Source organism: Pseudanabaena sp. Chao 1811 (assembly GCF_027942295.1).
Lineage (GTDB): Bacteria > Cyanobacteriota > Cyanobacteriia > Pseudanabaenales > Pseudanabaenaceae > Pseudanabaena.
The window spans coordinates 413,115-439,197 of record NZ_CP101416.1 but is presented as its reverse complement, the minus strand read 5'-3'; the positions used below and the strand labels follow the sequence as shown (position 1 = coordinate 439,197).

The 26,083-nt window shown below is 41.4% G+C and carries 27 protein-coding genes, 2 tRNA genes and 3 pseudogenes; 16 read left to right on the top strand and 16 right to left on the bottom strand.

Annotated elements, in window-relative coordinates:
* Nucleotides 1-29: 29 nt before the first annotated feature.
* From NMG48_RS02055 to NMG48_RS02045, 3 genes are all read right to left on the bottom strand, one after another.
* Nucleotides 30-815 (bottom strand): cache domain-containing protein, encoded by a 786-nt coding sequence (locus NMG48_RS02055; protein ID WP_271253780.1) that lies wholly within the window; start codon nucleotides 813-815, stop codon nucleotides 30-32.
* Nucleotides 816-921: 106 nt separating this feature from the next.
* On the bottom strand, nucleotides 922-3,180 hold the full coding sequence (locus tag NMG48_RS02050; RefSeq protein ID WP_271253779.1) for an ABC transporter substrate-binding protein: 2,259 nt from the start codon (nucleotides 3,178-3,180) through the stop codon (nucleotides 922-924).
* A gap of 169 nt (nucleotides 3,181-3,349) precedes the next feature.
* A tRNA-His gene (locus tag NMG48_RS02045) sits at nucleotides 3,350-3,422 on the bottom strand.
* A gap of 201 nt (nucleotides 3,423-3,623) precedes the next feature.
* Here NMG48_RS02045 and NMG48_RS02040 point away from each other — a divergent pair.
* On the top strand, nucleotides 3,624-4,307 hold the full coding sequence (locus NMG48_RS02040; protein ID WP_271253778.1) for a Uma2 family endonuclease: 684 nt from the start codon (nucleotides 3,624-3,626) through the stop codon (nucleotides 4,305-4,307).
* 70 nt (nucleotides 4,308-4,377) lie between these two features.
* On the opposite strand, the pseudogene NMG48_RS02035 reads toward NMG48_RS02040, so the two are convergent.
* Nucleotides 4,378-4,470: pseudogene (locus NMG48_RS02035) on the bottom strand (NADH-quinone oxidoreductase subunit C); the annotation flags it as partial.
* Nucleotides 4,471-4,877: 407 nt separating this feature from the next.
* Here NMG48_RS02035 and NMG48_RS02030 point away from each other — a divergent pair.
* The 3 genes and pseudogenes from NMG48_RS02030 to NMG48_RS02020 all read left to right on the top strand — a co-directional run.
* Nucleotides 4,878-5,243 carry a type II toxin-antitoxin system RelE/ParE family toxin gene (locus NMG48_RS02030; protein WP_441339182.1) on the top strand — a complete coding sequence of 122 codons (366 nt, stop codon included), beginning with the start codon at nucleotides 4,878-4,880 and terminating at the stop codon, nucleotides 5,241-5,243.
* A gap of 13 nt (nucleotides 5,244-5,256) precedes the next feature.
* Nucleotides 5,257-5,586, top strand: a complete 330-nt coding sequence (locus NMG48_RS02025) for a helix-turn-helix domain-containing protein (protein WP_271253776.1) — start codon at nucleotides 5,257-5,259, stop codon at nucleotides 5,584-5,586.
* A 98-nt stretch (nucleotides 5,587-5,684) separates the two neighbouring features.
* Nucleotides 5,685-6,170 (top strand): annotated as a pseudogene (locus NMG48_RS02020) (transposase); the annotation flags it as partial.
* 36 nt (nucleotides 6,171-6,206) lie between these two features.
* On the opposite strand, the gene NMG48_RS02015 reads toward NMG48_RS02020, so the two are convergent.
* Entirely contained in the window at nucleotides 6,207-7,418 is a 1,212-nt protein-coding gene (locus NMG48_RS02015; RefSeq protein WP_271251719.1) for an IS256 family transposase, read from the bottom strand.
* 84 nt (nucleotides 7,419-7,502) lie between these two features.
* On the opposite strand from NMG48_RS02015, the pseudogene NMG48_RS02010 reads away from it, so the two are divergent.
* The 3 genes and pseudogenes from NMG48_RS02010 to NMG48_RS02000 all read left to right on the top strand — a co-directional run.
* Nucleotides 7,503-8,231 (top strand): annotated as a pseudogene (locus tag NMG48_RS02010) (IS256 family transposase); the annotation flags it as partial.
* A 132-nt stretch (nucleotides 8,232-8,363) separates the two neighbouring features.
* Nucleotides 8,364-8,648 (top strand): type II toxin-antitoxin system Phd/YefM family antitoxin, encoded by a 285-nt coding sequence (locus tag NMG48_RS02005; protein ID WP_271253775.1) that lies wholly within the window; start codon nucleotides 8,364-8,366, stop codon nucleotides 8,646-8,648.
* Nucleotides 8,635-8,916, top strand: a complete 282-nt coding sequence (locus tag NMG48_RS02000) for a Txe/YoeB family addiction module toxin (RefSeq protein WP_271253774.1) — start codon at nucleotides 8,635-8,637, stop codon at nucleotides 8,914-8,916. Before NMG48_RS02005 ends, NMG48_RS02000 begins: the two co-directional genes overlap by 14 nt.
* 83 nt (nucleotides 8,917-8,999) lie before the next feature.
* On the opposite strand, the gene NMG48_RS01995 is transcribed toward NMG48_RS02000, so the two are convergent.
* Together NMG48_RS01995 and NMG48_RS01990 are read right to left on the bottom strand one after the other, a co-directional pair.
* On the bottom strand, nucleotides 9,000-9,239 hold the full coding sequence (locus NMG48_RS01995) for a DUF2281 domain-containing protein (protein ID WP_271253773.1): 240 nt from the start codon (nucleotides 9,237-9,239) through the stop codon (nucleotides 9,000-9,002).
* Nucleotides 9,240-9,257: 18 nt separating this feature from the next.
* A complete protein-coding gene (locus NMG48_RS01990; RefSeq protein WP_271253772.1) occupies nucleotides 9,258-9,908 on the bottom strand; it encodes a hypothetical protein in 651 nt (216 codons plus the stop codon).
* A gap of 560 nt (nucleotides 9,909-10,468) precedes the next feature.
* On the opposite strand from NMG48_RS01990, the gene NMG48_RS01985 reads away from it, so the two are divergent.
* From NMG48_RS01985 to NMG48_RS01975, 3 genes are all read left to right on the top strand, one after another.
* Nucleotides 10,469-10,696 (top strand): DUF433 domain-containing protein, encoded by a 228-nt coding sequence (locus NMG48_RS01985; protein ID WP_271253771.1) that lies wholly within the window; start codon nucleotides 10,469-10,471, stop codon nucleotides 10,694-10,696.
* On the top strand, nucleotides 10,693-10,839 hold the full coding sequence (locus NMG48_RS01980; RefSeq protein WP_271253770.1) for a hypothetical protein: 147 nt from the start codon (nucleotides 10,693-10,695) through the stop codon (nucleotides 10,837-10,839). Before NMG48_RS01985 ends, NMG48_RS01980 begins: the two co-directional genes overlap by 4 nt.
* A gap of 76 nt (nucleotides 10,840-10,915) precedes the next feature.
* Entirely contained in the window at nucleotides 10,916-11,599 is a 684-nt protein-coding gene (locus NMG48_RS01975; protein ID WP_271253769.1) for a Uma2 family endonuclease, read from the top strand.
* 71 nt (nucleotides 11,600-11,670) lie between these two features.
* Here the strand turns inward: NMG48_RS01975 and NMG48_RS01970 are convergent, their stop codons facing one another.
* Genes NMG48_RS01970 through ndhC form a run of 3 tightly spaced genes read right to left on the bottom strand, consistent with a single transcriptional unit; the run spans nucleotide 11,671 to nucleotide 13,287 of the window.
* Complete coding sequence (locus NMG48_RS01970) at nucleotides 11,671-12,198, bottom strand: NAD(P)H-quinone oxidoreductase subunit J (protein WP_271253768.1); 528 nt, start codon at nucleotides 12,196-12,198, stop codon at nucleotides 11,671-11,673.
* The gene (locus NMG48_RS01965; protein ID WP_197725198.1) at nucleotides 12,188-12,928 is read right to left on the bottom strand and encodes an NADH dehydrogenase subunit K; all 741 of its coding nucleotides are present in this window, start codon (nucleotides 12,926-12,928) and stop codon (nucleotides 12,188-12,190) included. The genes NMG48_RS01970 and NMG48_RS01965 overlap by 11 nt, the downstream gene beginning before the upstream one ends.
* Nucleotides 12,925-13,287 carry an NADH-quinone oxidoreductase subunit A gene (ndhC, locus tag NMG48_RS01960; protein ID WP_126385882.1) on the bottom strand — a complete coding sequence of 121 codons (363 nt, stop codon included), beginning with the start codon at nucleotides 13,285-13,287 and terminating at the stop codon, nucleotides 12,925-12,927. Before ndhC ends, NMG48_RS01965 begins: the two co-directional genes overlap by 4 nt.
* A gap of 340 nt (nucleotides 13,288-13,627) precedes the next feature.
* Here ndhC and NMG48_RS01955 point away from each other — a divergent pair, with 340 nt between their 5' ends.
* From NMG48_RS01955 to NMG48_RS01945, 3 genes are all read left to right on the top strand, one after another.
* Nucleotides 13,628-14,362, top strand: coding sequence for a biliverdin-producing heme oxygenase (locus tag NMG48_RS01955; RefSeq protein WP_271253767.1), 735 nt, complete (start codon nucleotides 13,628-13,630; stop codon nucleotides 14,360-14,362).
* A gap of 83 nt (nucleotides 14,363-14,445) precedes the next feature.
* Complete coding sequence (locus tag NMG48_RS01950) at nucleotides 14,446-14,664, top strand: hypothetical protein (protein WP_271253766.1); 219 nt, start codon at nucleotides 14,446-14,448, stop codon at nucleotides 14,662-14,664.
* Complete coding sequence (locus tag NMG48_RS01945; RefSeq protein WP_271253765.1) at nucleotides 14,642-14,908, top strand: Txe/YoeB family addiction module toxin; 267 nt, start codon at nucleotides 14,642-14,644, stop codon at nucleotides 14,906-14,908. Before NMG48_RS01950 ends, NMG48_RS01945 begins: the two co-directional genes overlap by 23 nt.
* 41 nt (nucleotides 14,909-14,949) lie before the next feature.
* Here NMG48_RS01945 and gorA read toward each other — a convergent pair whose 3' ends face one another.
* Both gorA and NMG48_RS01935 read right to left on the bottom strand, forming a co-directional pair.
* Complete coding sequence (gorA, locus tag NMG48_RS01940) at nucleotides 14,950-16,317, bottom strand: glutathione-disulfide reductase (protein WP_271253764.1); 1,368 nt, start codon at nucleotides 16,315-16,317, stop codon at nucleotides 14,950-14,952.
* Nucleotides 16,318-16,489: 172 nt separating this feature from the next.
* Complete coding sequence (locus tag NMG48_RS01935; RefSeq protein WP_271253763.1) at nucleotides 16,490-17,287, bottom strand: carbonic anhydrase; 798 nt, start codon at nucleotides 17,285-17,287, stop codon at nucleotides 16,490-16,492.
* 282 nt (nucleotides 17,288-17,569) lie between these two features.
* On the opposite strand from NMG48_RS01935, the gene NMG48_RS01930 reads away from it, so the two are divergent.
* Both NMG48_RS01930 and NMG48_RS01925 read left to right on the top strand, forming a co-directional pair.
* The gene (locus NMG48_RS01930) at nucleotides 17,570-18,094 is read left to right on the top strand and encodes a Ycf51 family protein (RefSeq protein ID WP_126385887.1); all 525 of its coding nucleotides are present in this window, start codon (nucleotides 17,570-17,572) and stop codon (nucleotides 18,092-18,094) included.
* Nucleotides 18,095-18,644: 550 nt separating this feature from the next.
* A complete protein-coding gene (locus NMG48_RS01925; protein WP_271253762.1) occupies nucleotides 18,645-20,741 on the top strand; it encodes a putative bifunctional diguanylate cyclase/phosphodiesterase in 2,097 nt (698 codons plus the stop codon).
* Between the two features lie 74 nt (nucleotides 20,742-20,815).
* On the opposite strand, the gene NMG48_RS01920 is transcribed toward NMG48_RS01925, so the two are convergent.
* From NMG48_RS01920 to NMG48_RS01910, 3 genes are all read right to left on the bottom strand, one after another.
* Nucleotides 20,816-20,887 (bottom strand) — tRNA-Asn (locus NMG48_RS01920).
* 189 nt (nucleotides 20,888-21,076) lie between these two features.
* The gene (locus NMG48_RS01915) at nucleotides 21,077-22,012 is read right to left on the bottom strand and encodes a DMT family transporter (protein WP_271253761.1); all 936 of its coding nucleotides are present in this window, start codon (nucleotides 22,010-22,012) and stop codon (nucleotides 21,077-21,079) included.
* Between the two features lie 65 nt (nucleotides 22,013-22,077).
* A complete protein-coding gene (locus NMG48_RS01910; RefSeq protein WP_271253760.1) occupies nucleotides 22,078-22,341 on the bottom strand; it encodes a hypothetical protein in 264 nt (87 codons plus the stop codon).
* Nucleotides 22,342-22,677: 336 nt separating this feature from the next.
* On the opposite strand from NMG48_RS01910, the gene NMG48_RS01905 reads away from it, so the two are divergent.
* The gene (locus NMG48_RS01905; RefSeq protein WP_271253759.1) at nucleotides 22,678-24,315 is read left to right on the top strand and encodes an ArnT family glycosyltransferase; all 1,638 of its coding nucleotides are present in this window, start codon (nucleotides 22,678-22,680) and stop codon (nucleotides 24,313-24,315) included.
* Nucleotides 24,316-24,615: 300 nt separating this feature from the next.
* Here NMG48_RS01905 and NMG48_RS01900 read toward each other — a convergent pair whose 3' ends face one another.
* Nucleotides 24,616-26,082: an ArnT family glycosyltransferase gene (locus NMG48_RS01900; RefSeq protein WP_271253758.1), complete on the bottom strand. Its 1,467-nt coding sequence runs from the start codon at nucleotides 26,080-26,082 to the stop codon at nucleotides 24,616-24,618.
* Nucleotide 26,083 lies beyond the last annotated feature (1 nt).

The window sequence follows — 26,083 nt, the reverse complement described above, 5'->3', positions numbered from 1 at the left end:
TCCTAGCTTATCTTGTACTACTCTTTCCCTCAATAGGCTGTACCATTTACCGTGAGCAGGTCAAAGGAAACATCGCGAGACTTGGCAAAGATTGCAGGAGACAGTAATGGCTTAATCGCTGCCCAATCAGTAACTTCAATGGTTTGGTGGCCACCGATGATTCGCTCACTATCGGGACGAGGATTTAATGTGGCTACCTCAGTCATCAACTTATCGTCAATAAACACACCGACATCAAATCCAGTATTTGCCTTAGTTTGGGTTAGTACCGATGAGAAGCTCATCCCAATTTCAAAGGAGCCAATCAATCCCCCATCATCTTTGACGGGATAGACGGCACGAATGCTGAGTCCGCGACGACCGATTTCCATACCACGTTGGGGTTCTCCAGTGCGATTGGCAACAAGAATCATCTGGCGAAATCCGCTCAAATCTTCGCCATGTCCATCCTTGAGAGCATAGATGCGGAGAAAAGAGATGGCAGGTGGCAGAATAAACTGTCCTTCTCTCACGCCAAACTGATCGCGTTGAACAATCATGGCAGGCAATAGGCGGGATGCGATCGCTTCGCGGTCTTTGGCGCGAAAAGCTTGTTTGATCGAGGGTAACGAAGACACCATTGATGCACGGGCAGCAGCTTTGTTAATCTGCTCGTTAATATTGTTCTGAATTAATGTAGCTGTGATATTCAGTTCCCGTTTCTTGGCATTCTCGATCATGGCATTGTTCGCTTCAAACCCCGAATATGCTGATAAGACCGAGGTGGTTATTGCCACCATAAACAACAATAGTTGAGATTTCCACTTAATATTCATAGTTCCCTTACAGCTAACTGACAGAAAGCTGATGACATTTTTTAGTTGTTATTGCTCAAACAAAAATGAGGTTGTGACACAAAGTGCCACAACCTCATTGTTCAAATTAAACTAAGCGATCGCTATAGGTAATCGCAAAGGTAGAGATGGTAATTATCAGAATCAATGGATAGACAATCCACGAAGCGATATTTAGATATTTAAAGGCTTTTTTATGACCATCTTTGTCCAATTTTGTACCGATTACTGTGACTAAAATTGGTAATAAACATAAACAGAAATAGACATAAAACACATATTCCATTGCCACGGTGTAACCAACTTCAGGGAGTTGATTGTTAAAGGAGAGTAACAACACAATTCCTGATAGTAATGCCGACGCAGGAGCCATCGTGCGGGGTACAAACATGCTGTAGGGGAAGAATAGGCAGCAATAGGTTAAGAGAGATAGCAAAATTAAGGGCAAAACATTCTTAGAGAGAAATACTAAGGTTTTGCGCTGGAAGGTCATGCGAATACTCAAACCGGGATATTCAATTTGAGCATTGGATTGAAATAGATCGGGATCGCCTTGGGTGGAGGTACTACGTGAGGAATCTTGGAAATAGGTAATACTTTTAAAATTCCACAGTTGCAGCCCTTGAAATGGCTTACGTTCATCGGCTTCAGGTCTTGGTAGTTTTAAGCCAACCTTATCGATCGCATAAACTAGGCGCTCGGTGGACAAGTTGGGATTATCAAAGCGTAAATTCAATCTTTGCGAGTCAAAGGGATAATCGCGAAAATCAAAGGCATTACGGAACTCGCCACGCACCCGATAGAGGCGATAGTTTAAACCATTAACTACCTGCGCCTTGATCGGAGCTTTGCCATCAAATACGGGAGCCGTAGGATTGACGCTATTGCTCACTGCATCAGGAAATTGAATTTCGGTAGGTTCATCACCACCGCTATAGCGGAACCATACATAAAAATCGGCGGTAAAGGTGGACTTATCAATCCGATTCAACTTATTGATATCCATACCTGCGTAAACCACACGCTGCCGCCAAAAATATTGATCGCCCGACTGGACAATACTGCCCGATTGCAATTCTTTAGGTAAATTCAACCGTTCAGGATTGGCGATCGGCGTAAATTGTTGAGATGCGGAAATTAGTTTTTGGTTTTGGAATTGGGCAAGGCGCACAGGCTGGTCGCTATTACGATCGCTATTAAAGTACAGCAAACCCGTTAAGCCCCTGATCCCCACCTTGCGATTGTTGAGTTTTGACAGAGCATCACGCACCTGTTCGCGATCGCCTTCTATGTTTGTGCCTTTAGGATTGGCTTTACGAATTGCGTCCACTGCGGCGATCGCTGCCTCATAAAACTTTGCCCCTAAGTACGAGGGAGTCTTGTTATAGGCTTTTTGATAGGCAGTTAAGAAGTCTTGAGCATCAGCTCCTGCGCTGTCAAACAAGATCGGCAATGGCACATACATTCCATCCGTAAAGAATCCTGCATTTTTCTTTTCTTCATCATATTTTTCAAAACGTTTGGCAAAGTTTTCTCGACCGAGAGCCTGCTCACCTAAAATCGAATTCTTTAACCCCTTTTGTTTGAGAGCTACCAAAAAATCTTCAGCAACCTCTTCTTTAGATAAAGTTAAAAACAAAATTCCCGTTTCAGGCTCGGCGGCAATTTCATTGACAATTTGCTGCACCGAAGATTTGCGATTATTGGGGTCAGAATCGATCGCCCAAATTTTTTGAATTTTGCCATTACCATTGGCTTCAAAGGCAGACTTAATTACTTCTGACTGGGCTTGTTCATTTTTGCTAGCTTTGTCATAAATCACACTTGCAGTTTTGAACTGAAGTACCTGCTGGGCATAGATGGACAGGGTTTTCGCAAGAGCAGGATTGGTATAAATTATCCGAAAATAATAGGGGCGATCGCTCGTAACTTTGGGATTATTCGCCGTCCCCGTAATCGCTGGTAATTTCTTGTCTTGATAGATACTACCCGCAGCGATCGAAGCATCAGAGGAGCGATGTCCTAAAACTACAAGAGCATCACTTTTGGCAATGTCGTTAGCAACTTGAGTTGCCCCATCCACATTACCCTTATCATCAAAAACATTTAATTTAAGCTGACGACCATTGATCCCCCCATCCCGATTAGTTGCATCAATATATAGTTTGACGCTATCGACAATTTCCTGTCCACCACTGGCTCCATCGCCGCTTAGAGGGGCTGCCACCGCGATCGAGATCGCATTTCCCTCAGCCCTTGAACCTTGTGGAAATAAGCCACCGAGCGATACGACGCTCAAAAGTGCGATTAAGGCGATCGCCCAAAATCTTGTAACTGTCTTGCCCATGAAAATACAGCAGTCCTTAATTAAAAATTGCCAAGAGAAAGTTTGCCAAACACAAATAAAACTCTCTCGCAATTTTAGACCCATGAGATAGCGTCAAAATACTCAAAAAACAAAAGAGAGCGCTAGGCACTCTCTTTTGTTTTGGGTTTTTATGGTTTTAATTTTTAAGGGCGAACGATGGGAATTGAACCCACGCGTGGAGGAACCACAAACCTCTGCCTTAACCACTTGGCTACGCTCGCCATTTAACCGTTATCTATCTTAATACTAGTGCGTGTATTTAGACAAGAGCTTTTTTGAAAATTTCCAAAAATTTCTAAAATAACGTGAGTTCGATAACGTCATTTGCGCGGCGCAAAGCGCGTTATCGAACTCACGTTAAAATTAACAGGAGTAAGAATGTACGCGATCGCTAGATCTAATTCAGATTGGAGGAAATCACTATGACCGCCACAACAATCAGAAAAACTAATTCCCCATCGCCGATCGCTGAACAAAACCGCCCCCTTGCCGAAAATCGCGTGATTTTGCATAACGTTAGTTGGCATACTTTTGAAAATTTACTTACCGATCTAGGCGATCGCCGCAAGACTTTATTTCATTACCTCAACGACACTCTCGAAATCATGTCTCCCCTCTCACTTCACGAAGGTAGCAGTCGCTTTTTTGATAGATTATTAACAGTTTATGTAGATGAACTAGAAATTGATATGCGATGTCTAGGTTCTTTGCTAATGAAAATACCTGAACTAAAAATAGGTGGGGAACCAGATTCTTGTTATTACCTCAAAAATGAGTTAAGGATTCGCGCTCAAGAGAATGTGATTGTTGGGCAAGATCCACCGCCTGATTTAGTTTTAGAAGTTGATATCACCAATCCAAGCGATCGCCGTTTACCGATATATGCCTTACTTGGTGTGCCTGAAGTGTGGCGCTATGATGGCTATAGCTTAGAATTTCTGGCTCTAGAGAATGGAGAATATAAACCGATTGAGAAGAGTTTAGCCTTTCCTGATTTACCCGCCGCGATTATTGTCGAATATGTGCAGCAACGCTTAACTTTAGGAGAAAGTGGAGCTTTAAGAGAATTTCGGAAATGGGTGAGGGCTAATGTCGTAGTCACATAATATGGAAGGGGCGGCGCAATGCGCCGCCCCTTCCATATTAAGAAAGAAGCACCCATTGGGTGCTTCCTTCTTAATATGCGTCTTGTAACTCGTAAAAGTCTGGCGTGACATAATCCTTTCGCATCGGATAGCCGATCCAGGCTTTGGGCATAAGAATCCTCCTGCCTCAAGGCGATCGCTTTTATCAATGCCCTCATCGGTCAGCTTGGCGAGATGCCACTTAGCAAACGATCACCAGCAAGCGTCATCACCACATTGCACCATCAAGCAGTTAAACCTAGGCACTGGTCAGCTAATGTGGGATGAGTTCTGAAACGTCCATTTCATGTCGATAAAAAAGACTCAAATATGTCTATCACGATTTAACTGACCAGTGCCTTGATAACTGCGATTAATATTTCTTCGATTTTAGGTAGTGTTTGCATAGTCTTGAATTATCTAATTGAAGTAATAGTAAAGATTCGCGATCGCCATATCAGACGATTGTTTAACTACATCTGCTTTTAAAGCTTTATGCCACAATATTAATTTTATGCGATATGCTAGTGTTAGCATATTTGTAATGTGAGTATTTTACCGTTGAAATCTGTTGAGTGGATTGGGAGTTCGCTAGATGATTTAAAAGATTTCCCAGACGAGGTTCAGCAAGTTGTGGGTTATGCTTTGTACATCGCTCAATGTGGAGATAAACATCCTTCTGCTAAGCCACTTAAAGGTTTTAAAGGTGCTGGAGTTGTGGAAATAGTAGAAGATTTTGATGGAGACACTTATCGGGCAGTTTATACGATCAAATTTGCTGATGTTGTTTATGTTTTGCATTCCTTTCAAAAGAAATCGAAACAGGGCATTGCTACTCCAAAGCAAGATATGGATTTGATTGAGGCAAGACTAAAACGGGCTAAAGAACACTATGCTGAGCATTACAACAAGAAATAAATAGAGGTGCTAAATGGGTGAAGAGATTAAGGTACAAAAGAGCAGTGGTAATGTTTTTGCAGATTTGGGATTAGAGAATTCTGATGAGTTGCTGGTCAAAGCAGAACTTGCTTACAAAATTAGCAGTATCATTACTAAATTAGGAATCACTCAAGTTGAAGCGGCTAAACTATTGGGAATTGATCAGCCTAAGATGTCGGCTTTGATCAATGGCAAGTTATCAGGATTCTCGACTGTGAGGTTGTTTAGGTTTTTAAATTCTCTAGGTCGTGATGTGGAGATTGTGGTAAAAGATAAGCCTAAATCTCGTTCTCAGGCGCGTACTCAGGTTGTGAGTAGGTAAAACGATCGCCATATCAGGAGAGTGTAAAGTGAAGTGTGTAAAGTCTGGGATATATACAGAGAGATGATCTAGACACACAATTACCAACACTAAAACTGATGAATATACGCAAAGAATTGCTCGACGAATTGCTGCAAGAATGTAAAACACCACCTGACCTATTCGGAGAAGGAGGCATTCTGAAACAACTGACAACCGCGTTGGTGGAGAGAGCCTTGGAAGCAGAACTATCAACCCATCTGGGATACGGTAAGCACGAACCAAGACCAGAAGGACAAACCAACAGTCGCAATGGCTATAGCCAGAAAAAAGTGCAAGGTGACTTTGGCGTAGCCGAAATCGCAGTCCCCCGAGATCGGCAAGGGGAGTTTGAACCGCAGATGGTGAAGAAAGGACAAAGTCGCTTGTCAGGACTAGATGAAAAGATCATTGCTCTCTACGCACGAGGTATGAGTGTCAGGGATATTCAAGCCCAGTTGCAAGAAATGTATGGTGTTGAAGTATCACCAACACTTATTTCCAATGTTACAGATGCAGTAATTGACGAGGTGAAGCAATGGCAAAACCGTCCCCTTGAAGCAGTCTAGAGACTGTCAAGTAAAATGTGTAAAGTCTAGAAGCTAGACGTGGAGACGATCCTCGAAGAGGATGGCAAAGCGATTAAGAGCAGGTTTCCAATCACGAATCGGCATCGTCCACTTCTTCGAGATATTCCGCATTGCTAAATAAACGAGCTTGAAAGCAGCATCATCAGAGGGAAAAATCTGTTGGGATTTAATCACCTTCCGCAAACTACTGTTCATCGACTCAATCGCATTGGTGGTATAAATCGCCCTGCGAATCTCGGTCGGGAAAGCAAAGAAGGGGATAATGTTTGCCCAATGACTGCGCCAAGACTTGGAGATTGATGGATATTGCTTGTCCCACTTTTCAGCAAAGAGTTCGAGATTAAACTCAGCCTCCGATTCCGTCGCCGCGCTATAAATAGCCTTGAGGTCAGCACAAACTTGCTTGCGTTGTTGCCAAGGTACAAAAGCGACCGAGTTTCTGACCATGTGGACAATGCATAACTGCACCTGAGTTTTAGGAAATACCGTCTCAATCGCATTAGGGAAACCAGTCAAGCCATCGACACAGGCAATCAAAATATCTTTGACCCCACGGTTGTGAATTTCGGTGAGTACTGACAACCAGAATTTCGCACCTTCATTCGGAGAAATCCACATACCCAGTAATTCCTTGTACCCGTCCATATTCACGCCCAAGGCAAAGTACAAGGATTTGTTAATCACTCTGCCATTGTCTCGGACTTTGATGACTAGACAGTCCAGAAAGACGATTGGATAGACTGCTTCAAGGGGACGGTTTTGCCATTGCTTCACCTCGTCAATTACTGCATCTGTAACATTGGAAATAAGTGTTGGTGATACTTCAACACCATACATTTCTTGCAACTGGGCTTGAATATCCCTGACACTCATACCTCGTGCGTAGAGAGCAATGATCTTTTCATCTAGTCCTGACAAGCGACTTTGTCCTTTCTTCACCATCTGCGGTTCAAACTCCCCTTGCCGATCTCGGGGGACTGCGATTTCGGCTACGCCAAAGTCACCTTGCACTTTTTTCTGGCTATAGCCATTGCGACTGTTAGTTTGTCCTTCTGGTCTTGGTTCATGTTTTCCGTAGCCCAGATGCATGGATAGTTCTGCTTCCAATGCTCGCTCCACTAATGCGGTCGTCAGTTGCTTCAGAATGCCTCCTTCTCCGAATAGGTCAGGTGGTGTTTTACATTCTTGCAGCAATTCGTCGAGCAATTCTTTGCGTATATTCATCAGTTTTAGTGTTGGTAATTGTGTGTCTAGATCATCTCTCTGTATATATCCCAGACTTTACACACTTCACTTTACACTCTCGCAGTCTATCCAATCGTCTTTCTGGACTGTCTAGTCATCAAAGTCCGAGACAATGGCAGAGTGATTAACAAATCCTTGTACTTTGCCTTGGGCGTGAATATGGACGGGTACAAGGAATTACTGGGTATGTGGATTTCTCCGAATGAAGGTGCGAAATTCTGGTTGTCAGTACTCACCGAAATTCACAACCGTGGGGTCAAAGATATTTTGATTGCCTGTGTCGATGGCTTGACTGGTTTCCCTAATGCGATTGAGACGGTATTTCCTAAAACTCAGGTGCAGTTATGCATTGTCCACATGGTCAGAAACTCGGTCGCTTTTGTACCTTGGCAACAACGCAAGCAAGTTTGTGCTGACCTCAAGGCTATTTATAGCGCGGCGACGGAATCGGAGGCTGAGTTTAATCTCGAACTCTTTGCTGAAAAGTGGGACAAGCAATATCCATCAATCTCCAAGTCTTGGCGCAGTCATTGGGCAAACATTATCCCCTTCTTTGCTTTCCCGACCGAGATTCGCAGGGCGATTTATACCACCAATGCGATTGAGTCGATGAACAGTAGTTTGCGGAAGGTGATTAAATCCCAACAGATTTTTCCCTCTGATGATGCTGCTTTCAAGCTCGTTTATTTAGCAATGCGGAATATCTCGAAGAAGTGGACGATGCCGATTCGTGATTGGAAACCTGCTCTTAATCGCTTTGCCATCCTCTTCGAGGATCGTCTCCACGTCTAGCTTCTAGACTTTACACATTTTACTTGACAGTCTCCATATCAGTCGATTGTTTAATTACATCTGCTTTTAAAGCTTTATGCCTTAGTTTTTAAGGAACCGACTATAATCTTAATAAGATTTCAGGAAGTCATTATGATTGTTGAAACTAGCTATGCACAGACAACGCCAAACTTAAATCTATTACTCGATCGCGTTGTTAATGATCGCGAGATTATCTACATCAAAAGTCAAAGTGGTGAGAATGTTGCCTTGATTGCTGCTGATGAGTTAGAAAGCTTGTTAGAAACTATGCATCTTTTGCGATCTCCTAAAAATGCGGAACGTTTGTTAAATGCTATTAGTCGCGCTAGAACAAATGCAGAAATTTCTCAAACACCTGTTGATTTACGCAGGGAGTTAGGACTTGTCAAAGAGTAATGCTCCATTAAGTAGAGAATCTATTTTCGATCAAGATTTTCGTACAGATTTAACCCATTGGATTTCTGTTGATCGTAAGGTAGCTTTGCGAGTAATGGATTTAGTTGATGCAGTTATGTGCGATCCTTTTAACGGAATTGGGAAGCCTGAACCCTTGAAATATCTTGGCTCTGGTATTTGGTCGCGCCGTATTACTCAAGAGCATCGATTGGTCTATCTAGTTGAGCAAAATTACATTAAATTTTTGCAATGTAGATATCATTATTGAATTAGAGGCGATCGCCATATCAGACGATTGTTTAAACACACCTGTTTTTAAAGCTACCAAATTGTCTGAATATTGGATAAGTTTTAGATTGCAATATCTTTGGGAAAGTCTACCCACATTTCTTTTCTGGTTGTGGCGAGTTCTTCTTCGGTGAGGTTAATATCTGTATTTGCCCATAAGCCTTTGATACTTTTGCTTGAGGCTTTAGACGATGTTTTGGCTTGCAAAAACTCAGCAAACTCTAATAGTGCTTGCTGTTTTTCAGGTGGTAAAGTTTTGATAACTGCGATTAATGTTTCTTCGATTTTAGTTAGTGTTTGCATGATTTTGCAGTTTTTAAATTACTTTTCGATGGGTGGTTTAGTTTTGTATTGAACCAACAATGGCAAGCGTTTATAAGTCTCAATCATGAGAGTTAGGAAGTTTGATTCATTTAGTTCTCCATCCATCCGAAGTTGAAACGCACCAATGACTCCTAAAGCTATAATTGCAGCTATGAGAAGAATAGGAATAATGTACCAAGGTATATAAGCACTTATGACAGCAAATGATGCTGAGACAACAACAAGAGCAAACAAATAAAATGAGCCTGATGTCCAAGGATTTTGCTTATGCCTTGGTGATTTTGGTAGTTCTGGATTCTCGAAATCATTATCTACAGCTTTGTAAATATCGCTTGTTAAAGTACAATTCCAAATTTCGGGGCGAGGAAGTTTTATTTCACCATTTATATAAGATCCATCTTGATCTGATTGGAGGACTTGATAAAGAAGTAACTTATGCATAGCTAAGGCATTTATACAGCCCTTCGATATATCTATATTCTGCAATTCTTGATCTGTTCCCCTATAATTCGATAGGCAAATTGGTATCAACTCATCGAAAGGGGTGAAAGACCATTGTATATGAAATTCCTCATCTAGTTTTTTCTCTCTAACATTTTGAACTAACCACTTTACAAATTTTTTTTGAGAGTCAGTCAAGTTATACATATCAATGTTTCCGTTAAATATGGATTTTGGAAGTACTGAAATCAAGAGTGGTTAAAATTTTGAAATAGGAAAATTTTTGATTTTTAGGATTGAGGCTTACTTTTAAAGCATTCAACTTACTATTATGCTCAATAATTTTGTCATACTGTAGTCGTCCAACTACAATCCCAGCGTGAATCCCAAGCCTCTCAGCAAAACCAATTACATCGTCACGCGATCTCAGTGTAGATAAATCTGCATCATACTCTGATGGAATTAAAAACTCCCTTGTCCAAGCATTTGCCTCTTCCTCCTGCTATGACTCAAGGCGATTACCCTTTGCTTAATCTCATTCCAACTTAGCGGCATATCTGGAAACGTTATGGCTTAATTTTAGCTAATATTTATACTAACATTTGTTTCCTAAAATTATCTATAATCAACCTGAGGAGAGGAAACAACAGGAAAAAGGCGATTGCCTACGTTCTTTAATCTCTAGTAAAAAACAAGAATTTGAAAAATCTCTTTCTATGTAACCAGAGTAAAATCGTTTTAACTGATTCAACAAGAAATCTCTAGATATGCTACTACAACGCATCACCTTAGACTGGAATATCTGTCATGGTAAACCCTGCATCAGAGGTCTGCGCTATCCCGTTGAGATGATCTTAGAACTCCTCAGTTCAGGCATGACCACCGAAGAAATCCTAGAAGACTATGACGATCTAGAGCAAGATGATATTTTTGCAGTCCTCGCCTATGCCACAAAACTTAGCCAAGTAAAGAGCATCCACAAGGTTCTCGCATGAAATTTCTCATTGATGCTCAATTACCCGTGCGATTATCCCACCTTCGCTTTCCTATCCCTGACATGGCTGGTAAAGGCAAAACATTAGGCGATATTGTTAGCCCAATCGTAGATGAAGAAGATTGGGAATGTCTGAAATGGTAATTTAGGAAAATAGTAAAAAATTTGAGATCTTCAATTGCTGACAAAGACAAGAAAATAAAATCCGTAGGAAATTACGATGACTGCGACAACACTAAGCAAATCCGTTACTTCATCTTCGATCGCTGATCAAGATCGTCCCCTTGCCGAATATCGCGTGACCCTACATAACGTTAGTTGGCAGACTTTTGAAAGTTTACTTGCCGATCTAGGCGATCGCCGCAACACCCTATTTCATTACCTCAATGGCACATTAGAAATTATGTCTCCCCTCTCAATTCATGAAGGTAGCAATCGGTTTATTGATGATTTAATTAGAGCATTTTCTGATGAGCTAGAAATTGATTTGCGAAAGCTTGGCTCTTTACTGATGAAAATTCCTGATCTAAAGTTAGGAGCAGAGCCAGATTCTTGTTATTACATCCAGAATGAGCCAATAATTAGGAATAAAGAAGTAATTATTGTGGGAGAAGATCCTCCACCTGACTTGGTTTTAGAAGTAGATATTACCAACCCTAGCGATCACCGTTTACCAATATACGCCTTGCTAAATGTGCCTGAAGTCTGGCGCTATGATGGCTATAGTTTAGAATTTCTAGCCTTAGAGGATGGAGAATATAAACCGATTGAGAAGAGTTTAGCCTTTCCCGATTTACCTGCCGCGATCGTTGTCGAATATGTGCAGCAACGATTAACTTTAGGAGAGAGTGCAACCTTAAGAGAATTTCGGAAATGGGTACGGGCTAATGTCGCAGTCACATAAATATAGAAGAGGCGGCGCAATGCGCCGCCTCTTCTATATTAAGAAAGAAGCACCCATTGGGTGCTTCTTTCTTAATATGCGTCTTGCAATTCGTAAAAGTCTGGTGTGACGTAATCCTTTCGCATCGGATAGCCAATCCAGTCTTCGGGCATAAGAATCCGCTTAAGATTGGGATGTCCTTCGTAGACAATGCCATACATATCGTAGGTTTCACGCTCTTGCCAATCCGCAGTCTTCCAGATCCAATAGACCGATGGGCAACGGGGATCGGTGCGAGGGAGAAATACCTTAACGCGAACTTCCTCAAGGCGATCGCTTTTATCAATACCCTCATCGGTTAGCTTGGCGAGATGGTAAACACTCACCAAACTATCACCTGCGCCTGCATCATAACCACATTGCATCATCAAGTAGTTAAAGCCATAGGCATAGAGCGCTGTGGAAAAGGGAAGTAAAAACTGGCGATCGATTTTGAGAATGGGAACGCCTTGTTGGTCAAGCCCTAGAAACTCATGCTCAAAGCCATTGTTAGTTAGCCATTGAGAAACTGGGGAAGTTACCTCAGTCGTGACCAAAGCTGCTTCTTGATTATCTGCCAACTGTCTCGACCTCCTTTTGAGCCATTTGCAAAGCGGGTAAGGGAATACCAGACTCGACTAGTTCCTTAGGCGGAGCCATACGGCTAGGCATTTCTAGATATTGTCCTGTGAGGATGGGGCTAACCACCTTCATTTCATGTTTGACGGCATAGTAGCGATGGGTACGATTGAGGTTGGCTCTTTCGTTAAAGCCCTCAGTCCCAATCTTTTTACGCAATTTGATAATCGCATCCATGATCGCTTCAGGACGAGGAGGGCAACCGGGGATATACACATCAACGGGAATTAACTTATCCACACCACGCACTGTGGTGTAGGAATCGGTGCTAAACATGCCGCCTGTAATTGTGCAAGCGCCCATGGCAATTACATATTTGGGTTCTTGCATTTGTTCGTAAAGACGCACCAGTGCAGGAGCCATTTTCATGGTGACTGTGCCTGCGGTGATGATCAAGTCAGCTTGACGAGGGCTAGAACGGGGTAATAGACCAAAGCGATCGAAGTCAAATCTAGAGCCGATCATGGCAGCAAACTCAATGAAGCAACAGCTAGTGCCATAGAGCATCGGCCAGAGGCTAGACATTCTCGACCAGTTGTAGAGGTCATTGAGAGTGGTCAAAATGACATTATTAGATAAGTCTTGGGTGACTTGTGGCGTTGCGGCAGGATTAATAAGGCGCTGAGTTTGTTCTTCAATGCTGAAGTCCAGACCAACGTTTTCGGATTTCATGACCATTCTAAGGCTCCTTTTCTCCAAGCGTAGACTAGACCTAAGATGAGAATGCTAATAAAGATAAGTGCTTCAACAAAGGCAAGTAAGCCTAGTTTGCTAAAAGCCACTGCCCAAGGATATAAAAACACTGTTTCCACGTCGAATATCACAAAGGCAAGGGCGAACATGTAATAACGAATATTAAACTGGATCCAAGCTCCCCCAACAGGTTCGCAGCCAGATTCGTAGGTAGTACGACCTGCAGCTCCAGACTGTTGGGGACTTAAAAGACCAGATAGGACTAATCCCGATATCGGGACAAGCGTACAAACGATGATGAATACCAGTAAGTATTCGTATCCGCTTAAAACCAAGATGTATTACCTCTTCAAGCTAGCTTGACTAAATCTAATTTATAACGGCGGATGTTAGCAACTGCTACAAATTAGGAGATCGTGACTACATTATATGGTCGCAGTGGTAGATGAAAATTTGTTACAGACTAGAAATTTTTCTATACATTGGCTTATATACTTGAATACTGTGCCAAATGCTTGTGATTTAAGGCTTTAGCGGCGATCGCAGTTTTTTCGGCATATTGGCATCATCTTGATAAATCTCACCAATTTATCCCAAAATATATTCTTAATAACAAATTTAACTATCAATAAATTCGCTTAAATTCACCATCTTGATTTAAAAGTTTTAGGAGTTTTCATGAGTCAAGGTTTAGCAACAAAGTTGCGCGTAGGTACACAAAAATCTCACTCAGCAGCAGAGAGTACCGATTTTATTAAATGTTTTTTAAAGGGTGTAGTTAACAAGACTGCCTATAGCCGACTCGTCGGTAATCTTTACTTTGTTTACAAAGCGATCGAGGAAGAGTTTGAAGTTCACAAAAATGACCCGATCCTCAGCAAGCTCTACTATCGTGAGCTATGGCGCGAAAAGAGTCTAGAACTCGATATGTTGTTTTACTTCGGCTCGAACTGGCGCGAAGCCGTAAAGCCCACCCCTGCTTGCGAAAAGTATCTGGCTCGTATCCGCGAAATTTCGGCTACTGACCCTGTATTGCTTGTAGCCCATGCCTACACTCGTTATATGGGTGATCTATCTGGTGGTCAAATCCTTAAGAAAATCGCTAAGGAGTCGATGGGTTTAGCCGAGGGCGATGGTACTGCTTTCTATGAATTCGATGATATTCGCAATCACGGTGAATTCAAGAAAAACTATCGTGCTGCTCTCGATACTTTGCCTGTAGATGAAGCAACTGCTCAGCGCATTGTCGATGAAGCAAATGCTTCCTTCCATATGAATATGGCAATGTTCCGTGAGTTGGAAGGTAACTGGCTATTGGCTCTAACCAAGTTTGGCTGGAATTCTTTGGTCACCAAAATCAAGGGTGAACCCAAAAACACCTCTGTCCGCCGCGAATCAAACGCTGCTAGCTAAATAAAAAAGGGCGCGAAGCGCCCTTTTTTATGATCATTCAGATATGATAAAAGTATAAGCATAGGTTATAAACATTAAGCTTTATGGACAGCTATCAAGAAACTGAATATGTTTTGAGTAATTCCATCCTGATGCAACAGATCAGGCAGTTTCAAGATAACGCTAAAAAATCATCAATTAATCAATTAAGACAGTCAATTGATTTTGAATACCTTGTGAGCAATCCTGATCTAGTAAAACAAATTCAAGCAATAATCGAAGTCCATAAACAAAAGCATCATGCGCTCAATTGTGTTTCATGAAGATACTTTGCAAGCTTATGAATATTTGAGAGAATCTAACAAATCTGTTCATAAAAAATTGCTAAGTATTCTCAAAGAGATGCAAAAAGCCGATCCCACTCAGGGAACTGGTAAACCAGAGGCATTAAAATATGAACTATCTGGATATTACTCTCGGAGACTGTCAGATAAGGAGAGAATAATTTATAGTTTTGATGATGAAAATATACATATCATTGCGATTGGGGGACACTATGAAGAATAAATCATCAAAGAGAGTATGTGCCTTGCACATACTCTCTTTTGTTACATGGTGACAAATTCTTCTGCGGCAGTGGGATGCATTGCCATCGTATTGTCTAGATCTTTTTTGCAGCCGCCCATCGTGACGACTAGAGACATGCCTTGAATGATCTCAGCGGCATCTTTCCCGACCATATGCAAACCTACAACTCGTTCCTCTTCACCAACGACAATTAATTTCATCATTGTTTTGGCTTCACCACCTGCCAGACTGTAAAACATGGGGCGGAATTTTGTTTTATAGACTTTTACCCGATCGCCATATAGCTCAAGTGCTTTCTCTTCAGATAAGCCAACGGTAGCGGCTTCGGGTTGTGAGAATACAGCCGAGGGAATATTTTTGTGACTGATAAATCTTGGTTTATGTCCATAAACAGTATCGGCAAAGGCACGACCTTCAGCGATCGCTACGGGAGTTAAATTCACGCGATTGGTGCAGTCACCGATCGCATAGATATGGGGTTGATTGGTACAGCTATCTTCGGTAACAGCGATCGCACCATTAACGACTGTGATTCCTGCTTGGTCTAGACTGAGTGGGGTTAGATTGGGCTTGCGTCCTGTTGCGGCTAAAACAACATCAGCATTGACTTGTTGCGCCTTGCCTTCTCCATCATTAAAGGATATCGTCAATGCATTTTCCTGTTCCTGACTGTTCTTGGTAATCTTGAGGGAATTGCTATCAATGCAGGTGTGGAAATTGATGCCATGATTGACCATTCCTTCTTGCACATTGGTACGCACATCATTGTCAAAGCCTTTTAAGACATAGCGATCGCGAATGATTTGTGTAACCTCAGATCCGAGTCCACGCATGATGCCCGCAAACTCAGTCCCAATATAGCCACCCCCAATCACCGCAAATCGTTTGGAAAACTGTGGCAACAAAAACATCTCCTTGGAAGTGATGGCATATTCAATACCTGCTAAATCAGGCTTGAAGGCTTCACCACCCACTGAGATCAAGATGCGTTCGGCGGTAAATTGGCGATCGCCCACTGCCACAGTATGAGTATCAACAAATTTGGCAAATCCTGAAATTAACTCCACATTGTTCTTTTCTAAGAAGCCAATGTGCAATTTGTTTAAACGCGATACTTCCGTTTGAATAGCATTACGGAGTTTCTCCCAATCTAAAGTCCCTTCAGGAATTGTCCAGCCATAGCCTGCGGATTCATTAGGGAAATGGGAAAAGTGGGAGGCATAGACCATCAACTTTTTGGGGACGCATCCACGAATTACACAAGTGCCTCCCACTAAGTCACCTTCCGCGATCGCTACTTTTGCCCCGTAGCTGGCGGCGCGTTTTGAGGCGGCAAGTCCACCGCTACCTGCACCAATTACAAATAAGTCATAATCAAAATCTGTCATATTGTTTTTTGCAAATACTCTTATAAATTTAAGATAAAGTCAATAGACATTTACCCTGTGCAACGCACAATGAAAATGTTACAAAATGGTAAAAACTACTATGCGATTCTCATCATTGTATTCATGCTAAAGGATTCCAAACGAAAGGCGGCGCAATGCGCCGCCTTTATATTTATCGATGTAACTCAATATTTCTACCGTTGGTCGGTTGCACTGGACGCGCATCAACTTGATAAATTTTGGCAAAAGTTGCAATCTGTTCTTCAGAAACTGTCATCGGTTCTACCAAAAGATTCCATTTCACACCTTCGCTGCAAGGTGGCGTAGTTAGAGAACCCACATAACTATAGTAGGCTTTACTTCTTGGCAAGAGATTTACCACATTAATTAGGCGATCGCTAACAGTATTAGTTTTGCCTGTTTCAGGAATATTCTGCCACACTTCCTCAATTACAGGATTAGCATTACCTTCAGTAAGCAAAACTCCGACCACAGCAAGTTTTCCTACATCATTTCGATGGACTAAATGTAGTTCCAAGGCAGAGGCTTTGCTATTAATGGTATGTTCGCTAGGAGTATGAAAATGGAACTGGAGCAGAGAATACTTTTCGCCATCAATATTCACGCTACTACCTTGCCCATAGTTCACCTGAATAGTGTGACCATTATTGACCACTACTAAAGGAGTAGGCTTGTAATCAAAATTGATATTTGTTGGTGTACTGACGACAGGATTTTTGATATTGATAGGAGATTGAGCTTTACCCAACTCACATAGCTCAAAATCTCTATTTAGTTGTCCCCACTGGGTTGGATTTTCTGTCCCTCCATATCCCCAATGAGAAGAATCTCCAGAGCTTGCAAATACTGGTGGAGATAGGAACAAACAGGTAATGGCTACTATGGCGATCGCTAACAATGACAGCATATTTTTAATATTCTTGCCACGATTTGGATGGGTTTCATTCATGGGATTACTCGCGCTCTTGCTGAATTAGACACAAATATTTAGCAACCACCAAGCCCAGATTCATATCCCAATTAAGTCAGGAGTCAATTTTCAATTAAGTAGCTGAGCATAATTAAAAACCAGAAAACCTGTGGCGCACGCTCAGCGTGCGCCACAGGTTTTCTGGTTTTTATGTTTAATTGCGCCCATCTACTTAATTGAATTCGGCTTTATTTGGTTTGCAGTACAAGCCACTATAAAATGAACTTAGTAGTTTATTAAATAGTTAACAATAAATAAGTTATGTCGCTAACGCCTGCTTTATTCGGACAGCTTGCACAAGGAATGGGCATATTTGTCTTGGTCTGTGCTTTGATTACAGGATTGGCTGTCGCTCGGCAGTGGAGTTGGCGCTATCGGATGGTAGGTGTAACCCTGTTTTCAGTTGTGCTAGTTGTAGGACTTTTTTCCCTCAGTTTTGAGCCAATTACCCGTTCATCAACTGAAGGATCTGCCCCATTCAAACTTGTTTACGATCGCTTTGGTCCTCAAGCCACGATCGCTGTTGAACCCACAATTACCCCTGAACAGCTTCAATCCACGCTAACCCAAGCCAGCAACAACTTATTTTCGTCTGGTCGTAATGGTCAAGGACAAGAACAACTTACAATTTATGCCCGAACCATCGTTCATCCTAAAGAGGGCTTGTCCCAACCCATATATCTTGGTCGTGTAAAGCGATCGCTCAGCTTAAGAAATGATCCTAATATTGAAATTGAAATTTTTAAGGATCAATTTGCTAAGCTTTCCCAAAACACAACATCATAAAAGTTGCTACATGAGAGCTTCTATAGCAGTCCTAAATCATTTGTAGATTTTTGGATTAGTGGAAGCGCACCCCTTTGGGGTGCGCTTCCACTAATCAGGTGGGATTGTTATAATTGACTTTTACTTGCAATATCTTACTAGACATATAATTCCTAAAGGTAGGTAACTAAGCTTGTAATGCCTTCGTAGCAGGTATCACAAGCTTTACTTATAACTTTAGTACAGGTATTAACTATGGTTATCATAGAGATCTTATAGGTTAACTCAGCGATTGTATTCCTATTAATTTAATGTTAGCTTCAACTAATTGTGCCGTGCGAAGCACAGTGCAATTGACTATATCGAACCGTTAATGTAAAAAAAGTCACAATATTTCTATTAAAGGTTTTCTGACAAAACTTTTAACAAAAATATTGTTTTCTATTGCATTATGAAATTGCTAAAAAGGTATCTTTTAAAATAATTAAACTTATAATTATTTGCATATTAGTTCTTAAAATAGATGTAGTTTGATTTTAGGAAGTATCCATAAATAATATTTTTAGGAATTATGCGAAAAGATTTCCCTGAGTCATTATTAGAATTATTTTCCATTGTAGATAACCTAATTGCATCCGAACAACTAAATAGCCAACAACAAGATAATCTACAAAATATAAAATCTCTTGGCGAAAACTTAGGTAAATATTTTGATCATGCAGAAAGAGAAATATCTAGCCTCAAGCAAAGGATCAAACAGCTTTATCAATCTAATCAGTATATAGATTCGCGTAATGAAAACGAAGTTGATACTTTATTAGCTTTGGTATTTGCACGGATGCGACAGTCCATAACTCTTGATGAACTATTGGAGACAGTTGTTTTCGAGATTCATCAGCTATTGCAAAATGATCATGTAATTGCCTATCAATTGAGTCAGCAATCCTTAGAAGAAAACAATCTCTTTATTGGCTACGAATCGGTTAGTGATCCTGCGCGAGCACTTTTAGAGCAAAGACTCCCCACAATCTATACTGATCCTGAATGGCTAGAAAGATATCAAACTTCTATTAGTCAAATTGTCAATGATATTGACGCTCCTAATGTTGATCCGCAACTTAGCGCATCCCTTAGACCCTTAGGCGTAAAATCAGTGCTTGCTGTAGCGATTCCTAGTGGTAAAAAGCTCTGGGGACTTCTAGTTTTACATCAATACGATGCTGTGCGTGAATGGCAGAGTTGGGAAGTTGAACTACTAGAAAAATTAGGCACTCAACTTACTATTTCTATCCATCAATTACAATTATTAGTCAAATCAGACTCGATCCGCGTAGAAAGAGATCAGATTATTGCGAGGCTACATTACAGCCAACTCCATGACTCATTAACAGGACTCCCCAATCGCGATTCATTTATGAGTTTGCTGGATCTTGCCTTTACCAAATTGCAAACTAACTCAAATCGCAACTTTGCAGTTCTCTTCATCGATTGCGATCGCTTCCAGAGCATTAATGATAACTTTGGTATATCCATAGGTGATCAACTATTAAAAGAAATTAGCAAGCGTCTAAATGTATATCGCAAAATTAATGTAACTATTGCAAGGGTTGATAGTGACGAATTTGCGATTTTAGTGGAAAGTTTTGACAACCAAGAAATTATTATAAGCTTAGCTAGTCAGATTTTAGAAAGTATTAAACAGCCATTTTCGATTAATGAAAATCAAATTTTTACCTCTGTTAGTATAGGCATTGCTATTAGCGATCTTGAATATATCTATGCTAATGAAATTCTCCGAGATGCCAATATTGCCATGCACCATTCACGGAGGCTAGGTAGAGGAAAGTATGCTCTATTTAGTACGGACATGAATCAGGGGGCAAAGGTAAGGTGGCAACTAGAAAACGATTTGCGCTATGCCCTCGAACGCCAAGAGTTTCATTTGGTCTATCAACCAATAGTGTCATTACATCAACATCAGCTAACAGGATTTGAAACATTATTACGTTGGGTACATCCTTTACAAGGTCTGATATCTCCGCAAGAATTTCTAGCCATAGTAGAGGAAACAGGGGATATTATTCAAATTGGTTATTGGGTTTTAGAAACAGCCTGTAATCAGTTACGACAATGGCAACAGGACTTCCCTAATATTCCTCAACTTACATTAGGTATTAATGTTTCAACATTACAAGTTGTGCAATCTGATTTTGTAGAACGGATTCAGGAAATCATTACTGAGAAACAGATTTTACCTAATTTAATTAAGCTGGAAATCACTGAATCAATTTTGATGGAAAATATTGAAGTTTCTTCGCAAAAATTAGAACAGCTTCGAGAAATTGGTGTGCAAGTACATATTGACGATTTTGGGACTGGTTTTTCTTCCTTTAGCTATCTTAAAAATTTACCAATTGATGTTTTAAAAATTGATCGTAGTTTTACTAATAAGGTTGCTACTGACATTAAAAGCCAAAGAATTATTCAGTCAATTTTGCGTCTGGCTAATAGCCTTGGTATGGGGATTATCGTTGAAGGGGTCGAAACTTCTGAGGAGCTAGAGTATTTTGAAAGCTTGGGTGGTAGCAGTATTGAGGTACAGGGCTACTTTATTTCACATCCACTAGACACGGACAAAGCGACTCAGTGGATTCAGACAACTATTTAAGGTATTACCACCGCTTTGCGGTGGAGTTTTGCAAACAAAAAGAGAGTTCACAAAGTGAACTCTCTTTTTGTAAACTCCCCAGGCGGGATTCGAACCTGCGACCGATCGGTTAACAGCCGATTGCTCTACCACTGAGCTACTGAGGAATGTAGCTGTTTCGCTGCGTCACTGACTTCAGCGTTAATAACTATAGCGTATAAGGGTGGCAATTGTGCAACCCTTTTTTAAAAATTTTTTAAAAAAGTTTAATTTTTTAAGCTATAAATCCCCAAAACGAGTCTAGGCAAGATTTTTAGAGATTGAAAAAATTTCAAGATTTTCAAAATTTCTATTGGTTATGGCTTGGACTTACGACTTGCACCTAGAGAAATGACCATTGAGCCAAACACCACAGCGATCGCACCTAGATAACCCAGCCAACTCAAAGGCGAAGGTGGTAAGAACTGCGGTACAAAATTGGGTAGGATTGCCGAGGCGGCTAAGGTGACGAGGGGCGCAAGGGTAATTACGGCACTGACCCGTGAGGCTTCCCAATGTTCGAGCGCCGCTGCAAATGCTCCATAGGCGATCAAAGTATTAAATGCACAAAAGATCAGGGCAATCATGGGCAATGCTGATAGTGTAAGCAGCCTATCTGGATGTGCCATCGGTGCAAATAGTGTTGCGGCGCTGAGATATAGGCATAACAACACGGAAGTTGAAGGAAGATTGAGTAAGAGTTGCTTTTGTGCAAGTCCGTAAAATGCCCAGACGATCGCGCCGATGATGAGCAAAATATTGCCCCACATATAGGTGTCAAAGCTGGTAACTAGCGATCGCACTTGGTCATGGGAAAACATCAACAATCCGCAGATAAGAATTGCTACGCCGCCCCACTGTTTGTAGTTGTATTTTTCTTTAAAAATGACTAATGAAGCCATGCCCATCATTACAGGCGCAATTTGTGTAATGACTTGAGCATTATTGGCGGAAGTTTTGCCTACGCCAATTAAAAACAAAATGTAGTTCAGCGATAGTCCGCCAACGGCTACTAAAAACACTGGCAAGGAAACTTTCTGCAATTGTTGCCATGTTGGTAGTTGCTGCCTTATTGCTAGATATGCCCCCAGTACAACTCCTGAGACAGTAAAGCGAAACCAAGTAACGGTGAATGGATCTAGCTCTTGGAGGACAATCTTCAGCGCGATCGCTAAAAATCCCCATAGCAAAACCGTAAGCAGTGATAGCGCTAGACCTAAACGCGATCGCCCTGAAACTTGATGTAAAAGCATTGTTAGTATTTATAAAATCAAAGGTGAGCATAAAGCGCTCACCTTTGATTTTATGAGATTTGATTTTATGAAAACATTTCAACGCTAGAGGAGTAAATCGGCTCAACATGGATAGCGATTACCCGTTTCGGACGAACCAGCAAAATTTCATTTAGTTCCGCTTTAACAGGAATCGGCATGAGATCATCTTCATTTGCCTTTGCCTTAAACTGTGATGCATACCAAGTTTTGACTTCTTCGATGGTCGTAAATTTTGTTATGACTTCTTGCCCACCTTCTAGCTTTAAATGCACGATGTATTCATTAGGCTTTCTGGGTTCTCTCGGCATCTCGATCTACTCCGTCTAAATTTCGCGTAATCATGCCGAATTATATAGCAAATCATAGTAGTGGCAATTCATGAATTATCTCTACTGTTATTTTGGTTGCGATAAGATTGATCGTAAAAATCCAACAGCTTTTAAAAGCTTGACTTACAGCAATTCTCAGTATAAAAATCGGTTTTTTGAAAGTTCGTTGTAGGCGGGCTTTCAAAAAACCGATTTTGGGGTTTCTAGTGCCAAAGACGCTAGAAACCCCAAAATTCGGTTTCATAATGAGAATTGCTGCTTGATTTGACAATACCTTTTAAAAGTTGTTTGTACATTAAGTTAAAGGAATTTAGAGTGAAAATTCATAAGTGGGCGATCGCCATATTATTGTGGGGTTTCCTCTTTAGGGCTACGTCCGCTATCTATCTCAATACGGGCTTTGATGAAGCTTACTACTATCTTTATACGCAAAATCTCAACTGGAGCTATTTCGACCATCCGCCGCTGGTAGCTTTGACTACGGGAATAGGAGTTTGGCTTACAGGTGCAGTTACACCCTTCACGATTCGGATTGGTGGCGTTTTACTTTATACAGGAACCTTAATTTTTTCCTATCTGGCTAGCAAGAAGCTATTTGGGGAACGCACAGCTACGCTGACCCTTGCGATTCTGACAACAATTCCGATTTTTCAGATTGCCTTTGGCATTCTCACTTTGCCAGACAATGCGCTGATGTTTTTCTGGTCAGCTTGTTTATATGTTGCCGCGACTGAGTTTTTCCCATCGGGTGAAATCTATGACCATAAGCCCTATAAACCGACCTATCGCTTAGCAATCATTGGTCTATTAGTGGGATTAGCCTTTTTGGGCAAATATCATGGCGTGCTACTTGGTGGCGGACTAGTCCTATTTTGCTTGATTAGTAGTCGCCATCGGGCAGCTTTGTTTTCGGGATGGACATTAGCTGCGATCGCTTTATTTGCGATCGCGACTTCTCCCGTTCTCTTCTGGAACTCCCAACATGAATTTGCCTCCTTTAGATTTCAAAGCAAGCGTGCTGTACCCTCTGAGGGATATAACTTAGAACGTCTATTAGTGACGATTTTAGTGGCTCTTGGCTATCTATTTCCTACGTTTGGAGTTCCCATTTGGTGGACAAGTTTTCGTGACTTGGGCGAATTATTACAATTTGGCAATCGTAAACTTAAGGGCATTCCCAGTGAAGAACCAGAGGAAGAAGTACGCGCTTTGGAAATACTCCATCAAAAACGATTACTAATCCTCTGCGTATCGATGCCAATTTTCTTTGGATTTACCTTTATGGGTGGCTTTATCCAAATCCTCCCCTCATGGCATATGCCAGGGTTCTTTGGCGCAACTTTGTTATTAGGCGAACGGGCTGCATTGGTGCAGATCAAACGCCCCAAATTTATTCGCAATTGGCTCTGGGGTTCGGGTATGGTGATTTTGCCATTGTTGCTAATCGGCTTACTCCATGTGCATTTGGGTATTGCTCAAAAAGGGGGTGATGCGGCGATCGCGGGTGGTTTCTGGGAAGCTAAGGATGATCCCTCTACGCAAATGATTGATATTGAGCAGTTACGCCAAGCCTTTGTCGATTCTCCAGCACTGAAAGCAGAATTACAAAAAGCAGATTTTGTATTTAGCAATAGTTTTTTTGTGGCGGGACAAGTGGGCATGGCGATCGAGCCACTGGGCAAAAAAGTTACCTGTTTTGATGAAGACTTACGCGGGTTTGCTTACTGGAGTAAAGCTCAAGATTTTGTAGGTAAGACTTCGCTCTATATTACTTCTGAACAGTTTATGAAGGATGAGCGATTTCCAGAGCCTCTAGATAAATACAAAGGTTACTTCCAGTCCCTCGAAAAAATCGCTGATATTCCTATTAAACGTGGTGGTCAAGCCGTCCAGATTTTTCCTGTTTATCGTGCTTCTCCTATGCTTAAACCCTATCCTCGTCCCTATGGTTAATGTCAGTTCGACGAAGGCGGAAAATGGTAAAAATCGCTAAGCGATTTTTACCATTTTCCGCCATTTGCGCGGCGCTTCGCGCCGCGCAAATGGCGTTATCGAACTCACGTATGGTTAACGTCAGTGCGGGTTAAGCTGGCAAATTTTAAAATCCCAAAAGTAAAAGCCTTGCTTAGCAAGGCTTTTACTTTTGGGATTTGAGAGAGGGTTGGCTACGCCAACCCTCTCTCAAATCCCGTTTCAAATTATCCCGAACTCGCGTTATGTTTACCCAAGTGGGCGCACTGTGCTGCCTAATTTTTAGGGTTGATAGTTTTGAGCGATCGCAATTTCGTAAGTCTTCAAATACACACCAAATCTAGTAATTGCTACTTTACTAATGGGTTGGATGTTCTCGAAATGGGCGATCGCTTCTTCAGTAAGTGGATACCATTGATCAGAGATGAAAATTGCATTTTTACCCTTTTGCTGTGCTGCATTCTGTAAATTCCAAAGCGTAAATTGACTAATGCGTTTAGACAATGCTGTGACGTTAAGATTATTCATCTCATAGGCAAGGGCAGCGGCTGAACGATAATCAGAAGTAATTAGCAAGGGCTTCTCTGGCAAAGTATTTGCAATCTTTTGCACTTCTGATGCAACTTCACTCCATCCAAATAACATCCGTCCATCTTGATCTCCATCTTTGCCAAACAATGCACTCACAGGAAATACAGAGGAATTCCAAACAAAGAAAGCGGTAAATAATAAACCAGCAACTTGCGCTCCATAGAAAACTTGCAATCGATGCGACTTTATCTGTGGTCTAGATTCTAGAGCTAATGGTAGCAATGGAAATAGCAATAGGTAGGCATGGATATTCCAATAATAAAGCGCTGTAGAAATTAGCGAAATTGCGATTAGTAGAAATGTGGGTACGGCAAATGTCCACAAGGCAATATGTCTATAAACTGTTTCCTGAAGTGGCAATTTTTCTTTAAATCCTTTCCACAACAACCATGCCACAAAGGGAGAAAGCATTAATAGAGAAATGCCAATAAATCCTAAAGGCTCTAGCAAGCGCATGATTGGCAAGCCACTATCAACGCTACGACTTGCATAAAAGCGAAATGATTGAAAATTATTACTGTAATTCCAATAGAAAACAGGGGTAAAGACAATTGCTCCTATCACCACGCATAACCACAAACGGATATCTCTAAATAGCTTCCGTAATTGGGAATGCGTCGCGATCGCAACTAACAATCCCAAGGTCATAAAGAGGGAATTGTATTTCGTAATCAGCGCTAAGGATAAAGCGATCGCACTGCCATATAGTCGCCAACTTGAGCCTTTGCCATCAATCAGATATTCATCGAGAAATCTTATACATAAATAAGCGCCCATCAAGGTTAGGGTAATTGCCACATGGTCATGCCATGCCAATGACAACATGATGCTGTAGAGAGGAGATGCGAAAATGGCGAGAATTATCCACCAGATATAACGCTTGACGCGATCGCCATAGAGATATTGGAGCAGTTGGTAATAGGTATAGAAAAAAATGCCATTAGTAATGACATTTAGCGATCGCAAAGTAAATAGAGATTTGCCCAAGCAAGCAGTAATTAATCCCTGTAACCATGACTGCAACGGTGGATGATCATAGTAGGAGAAATCTAAATGCTGTCCCCAAAGCCAATAGTAAGCTTCATCGGGATTTGGGGGCGCGAATAGCCAGAAACCTACTCGCAACAGGATAAACGCAGCTAGGGCAACAGTAGCCATA

Coding starts and splice junctions, on each gene's coding strand:
- NMG48_RS02055 (WP_271253780.1), bottom strand. CDS start 815: ATGAATATTAAGTGGAAATCTCAACTATTGTTGTTTATGGTGGCAATA.
- NMG48_RS02050 (WP_271253779.1), bottom strand. CDS start 3,180: ATGGGCAAGACAGTTACAAGATTTTGGGCGATCGCCTTAATCGCACTT.
- NMG48_RS02040 (WP_271253778.1), top strand. CDS start 3,624: ATGACCGCCACAACAATCAGAAAAACTAATTCCCCATCGCCGATCGCT.
- NMG48_RS02025 (WP_271253776.1), top strand. CDS start 5,257: ATGGGTGAAGAGATTAAGGTACAAAAGAGCAGTGGTAATGTTTTTGCA.
- NMG48_RS02015 (WP_271251719.1), bottom strand. CDS start 7,418: ATGAATATACGCAAAGAATTGCTCGACGAATTGCTGCAAGAATGTAAA.
- NMG48_RS02005 (WP_271253775.1), top strand. CDS start 8,364: ATGATTGTTGAAACTAGCTATGCACAGACAACGCCAAACTTAAATCTA.
- NMG48_RS01995 (WP_271253773.1), bottom strand. CDS start 9,239: ATGCAAACACTAACTAAAATCGAAGAAACATTAATCGCAGTTATCAAA.
- NMG48_RS01990 (WP_271253772.1), bottom strand. CDS start 9,908: ATGTATAACTTGACTGACTCTCAAAAAAAATTTGTAAAGTGGTTAGTT.
- NMG48_RS01985 (WP_271253771.1), top strand. CDS start 10,469: ATGCTACTACAACGCATCACCTTAGACTGGAATATCTGTCATGGTAAA.
- NMG48_RS01980 (WP_271253770.1), top strand. CDS start 10,693: ATGAAATTTCTCATTGATGCTCAATTACCCGTGCGATTATCCCACCTT.
- NMG48_RS01975 (WP_271253769.1), top strand. CDS start 10,916: ATGACTGCGACAACACTAAGCAAATCCGTTACTTCATCTTCGATCGCT.
- NMG48_RS01965 (WP_197725198.1), bottom strand. CDS start 12,928: ATGAAATCCGAAAACGTTGGTCTGGACTTCAGCATTGAAGAACAAACT.
- NMG48_RS01955 (WP_271253767.1), top strand. CDS start 13,628: ATGAGTCAAGGTTTAGCAACAAAGTTGCGCGTAGGTACACAAAAATCT.
- NMG48_RS01950 (WP_271253766.1), top strand. CDS start 14,446: ATGGACAGCTATCAAGAAACTGAATATGTTTTGAGTAATTCCATCCTG.
- NMG48_RS01945 (WP_271253765.1), top strand. CDS start 14,642: ATGCGCTCAATTGTGTTTCATGAAGATACTTTGCAAGCTTATGAATAT.
- gorA (WP_271253764.1), bottom strand. CDS start 16,317: ATGACAGATTTTGATTATGACTTATTTGTAATTGGTGCAGGTAGCGGT.
- NMG48_RS01935 (WP_271253763.1), bottom strand. CDS start 17,287: ATGAATGAAACCCATCCAAATCGTGGCAAGAATATTAAAAATATGCTG.
- NMG48_RS01930 (WP_126385887.1), top strand. CDS start 17,570: ATGTCGCTAACGCCTGCTTTATTCGGACAGCTTGCACAAGGAATGGGC.
- NMG48_RS01925 (WP_271253762.1), top strand. CDS start 18,645: ATGCGAAAAGATTTCCCTGAGTCATTATTAGAATTATTTTCCATTGTA.
- NMG48_RS01915 (WP_271253761.1), bottom strand. CDS start 22,012: ATGCTTTTACATCAAGTTTCAGGGCGATCGCGTTTAGGTCTAGCGCTA.
- NMG48_RS01910 (WP_271253760.1), bottom strand. CDS start 22,341: ATGCCGAGAGAACCCAGAAAGCCTAATGAATACATCGTGCATTTAAAG.
- NMG48_RS01900 (WP_271253758.1), bottom strand. CDS start 26,082: ATGGCTACTGTTGCCCTAGCTGCGTTTATCCTGTTGCGAGTAGGTTTC.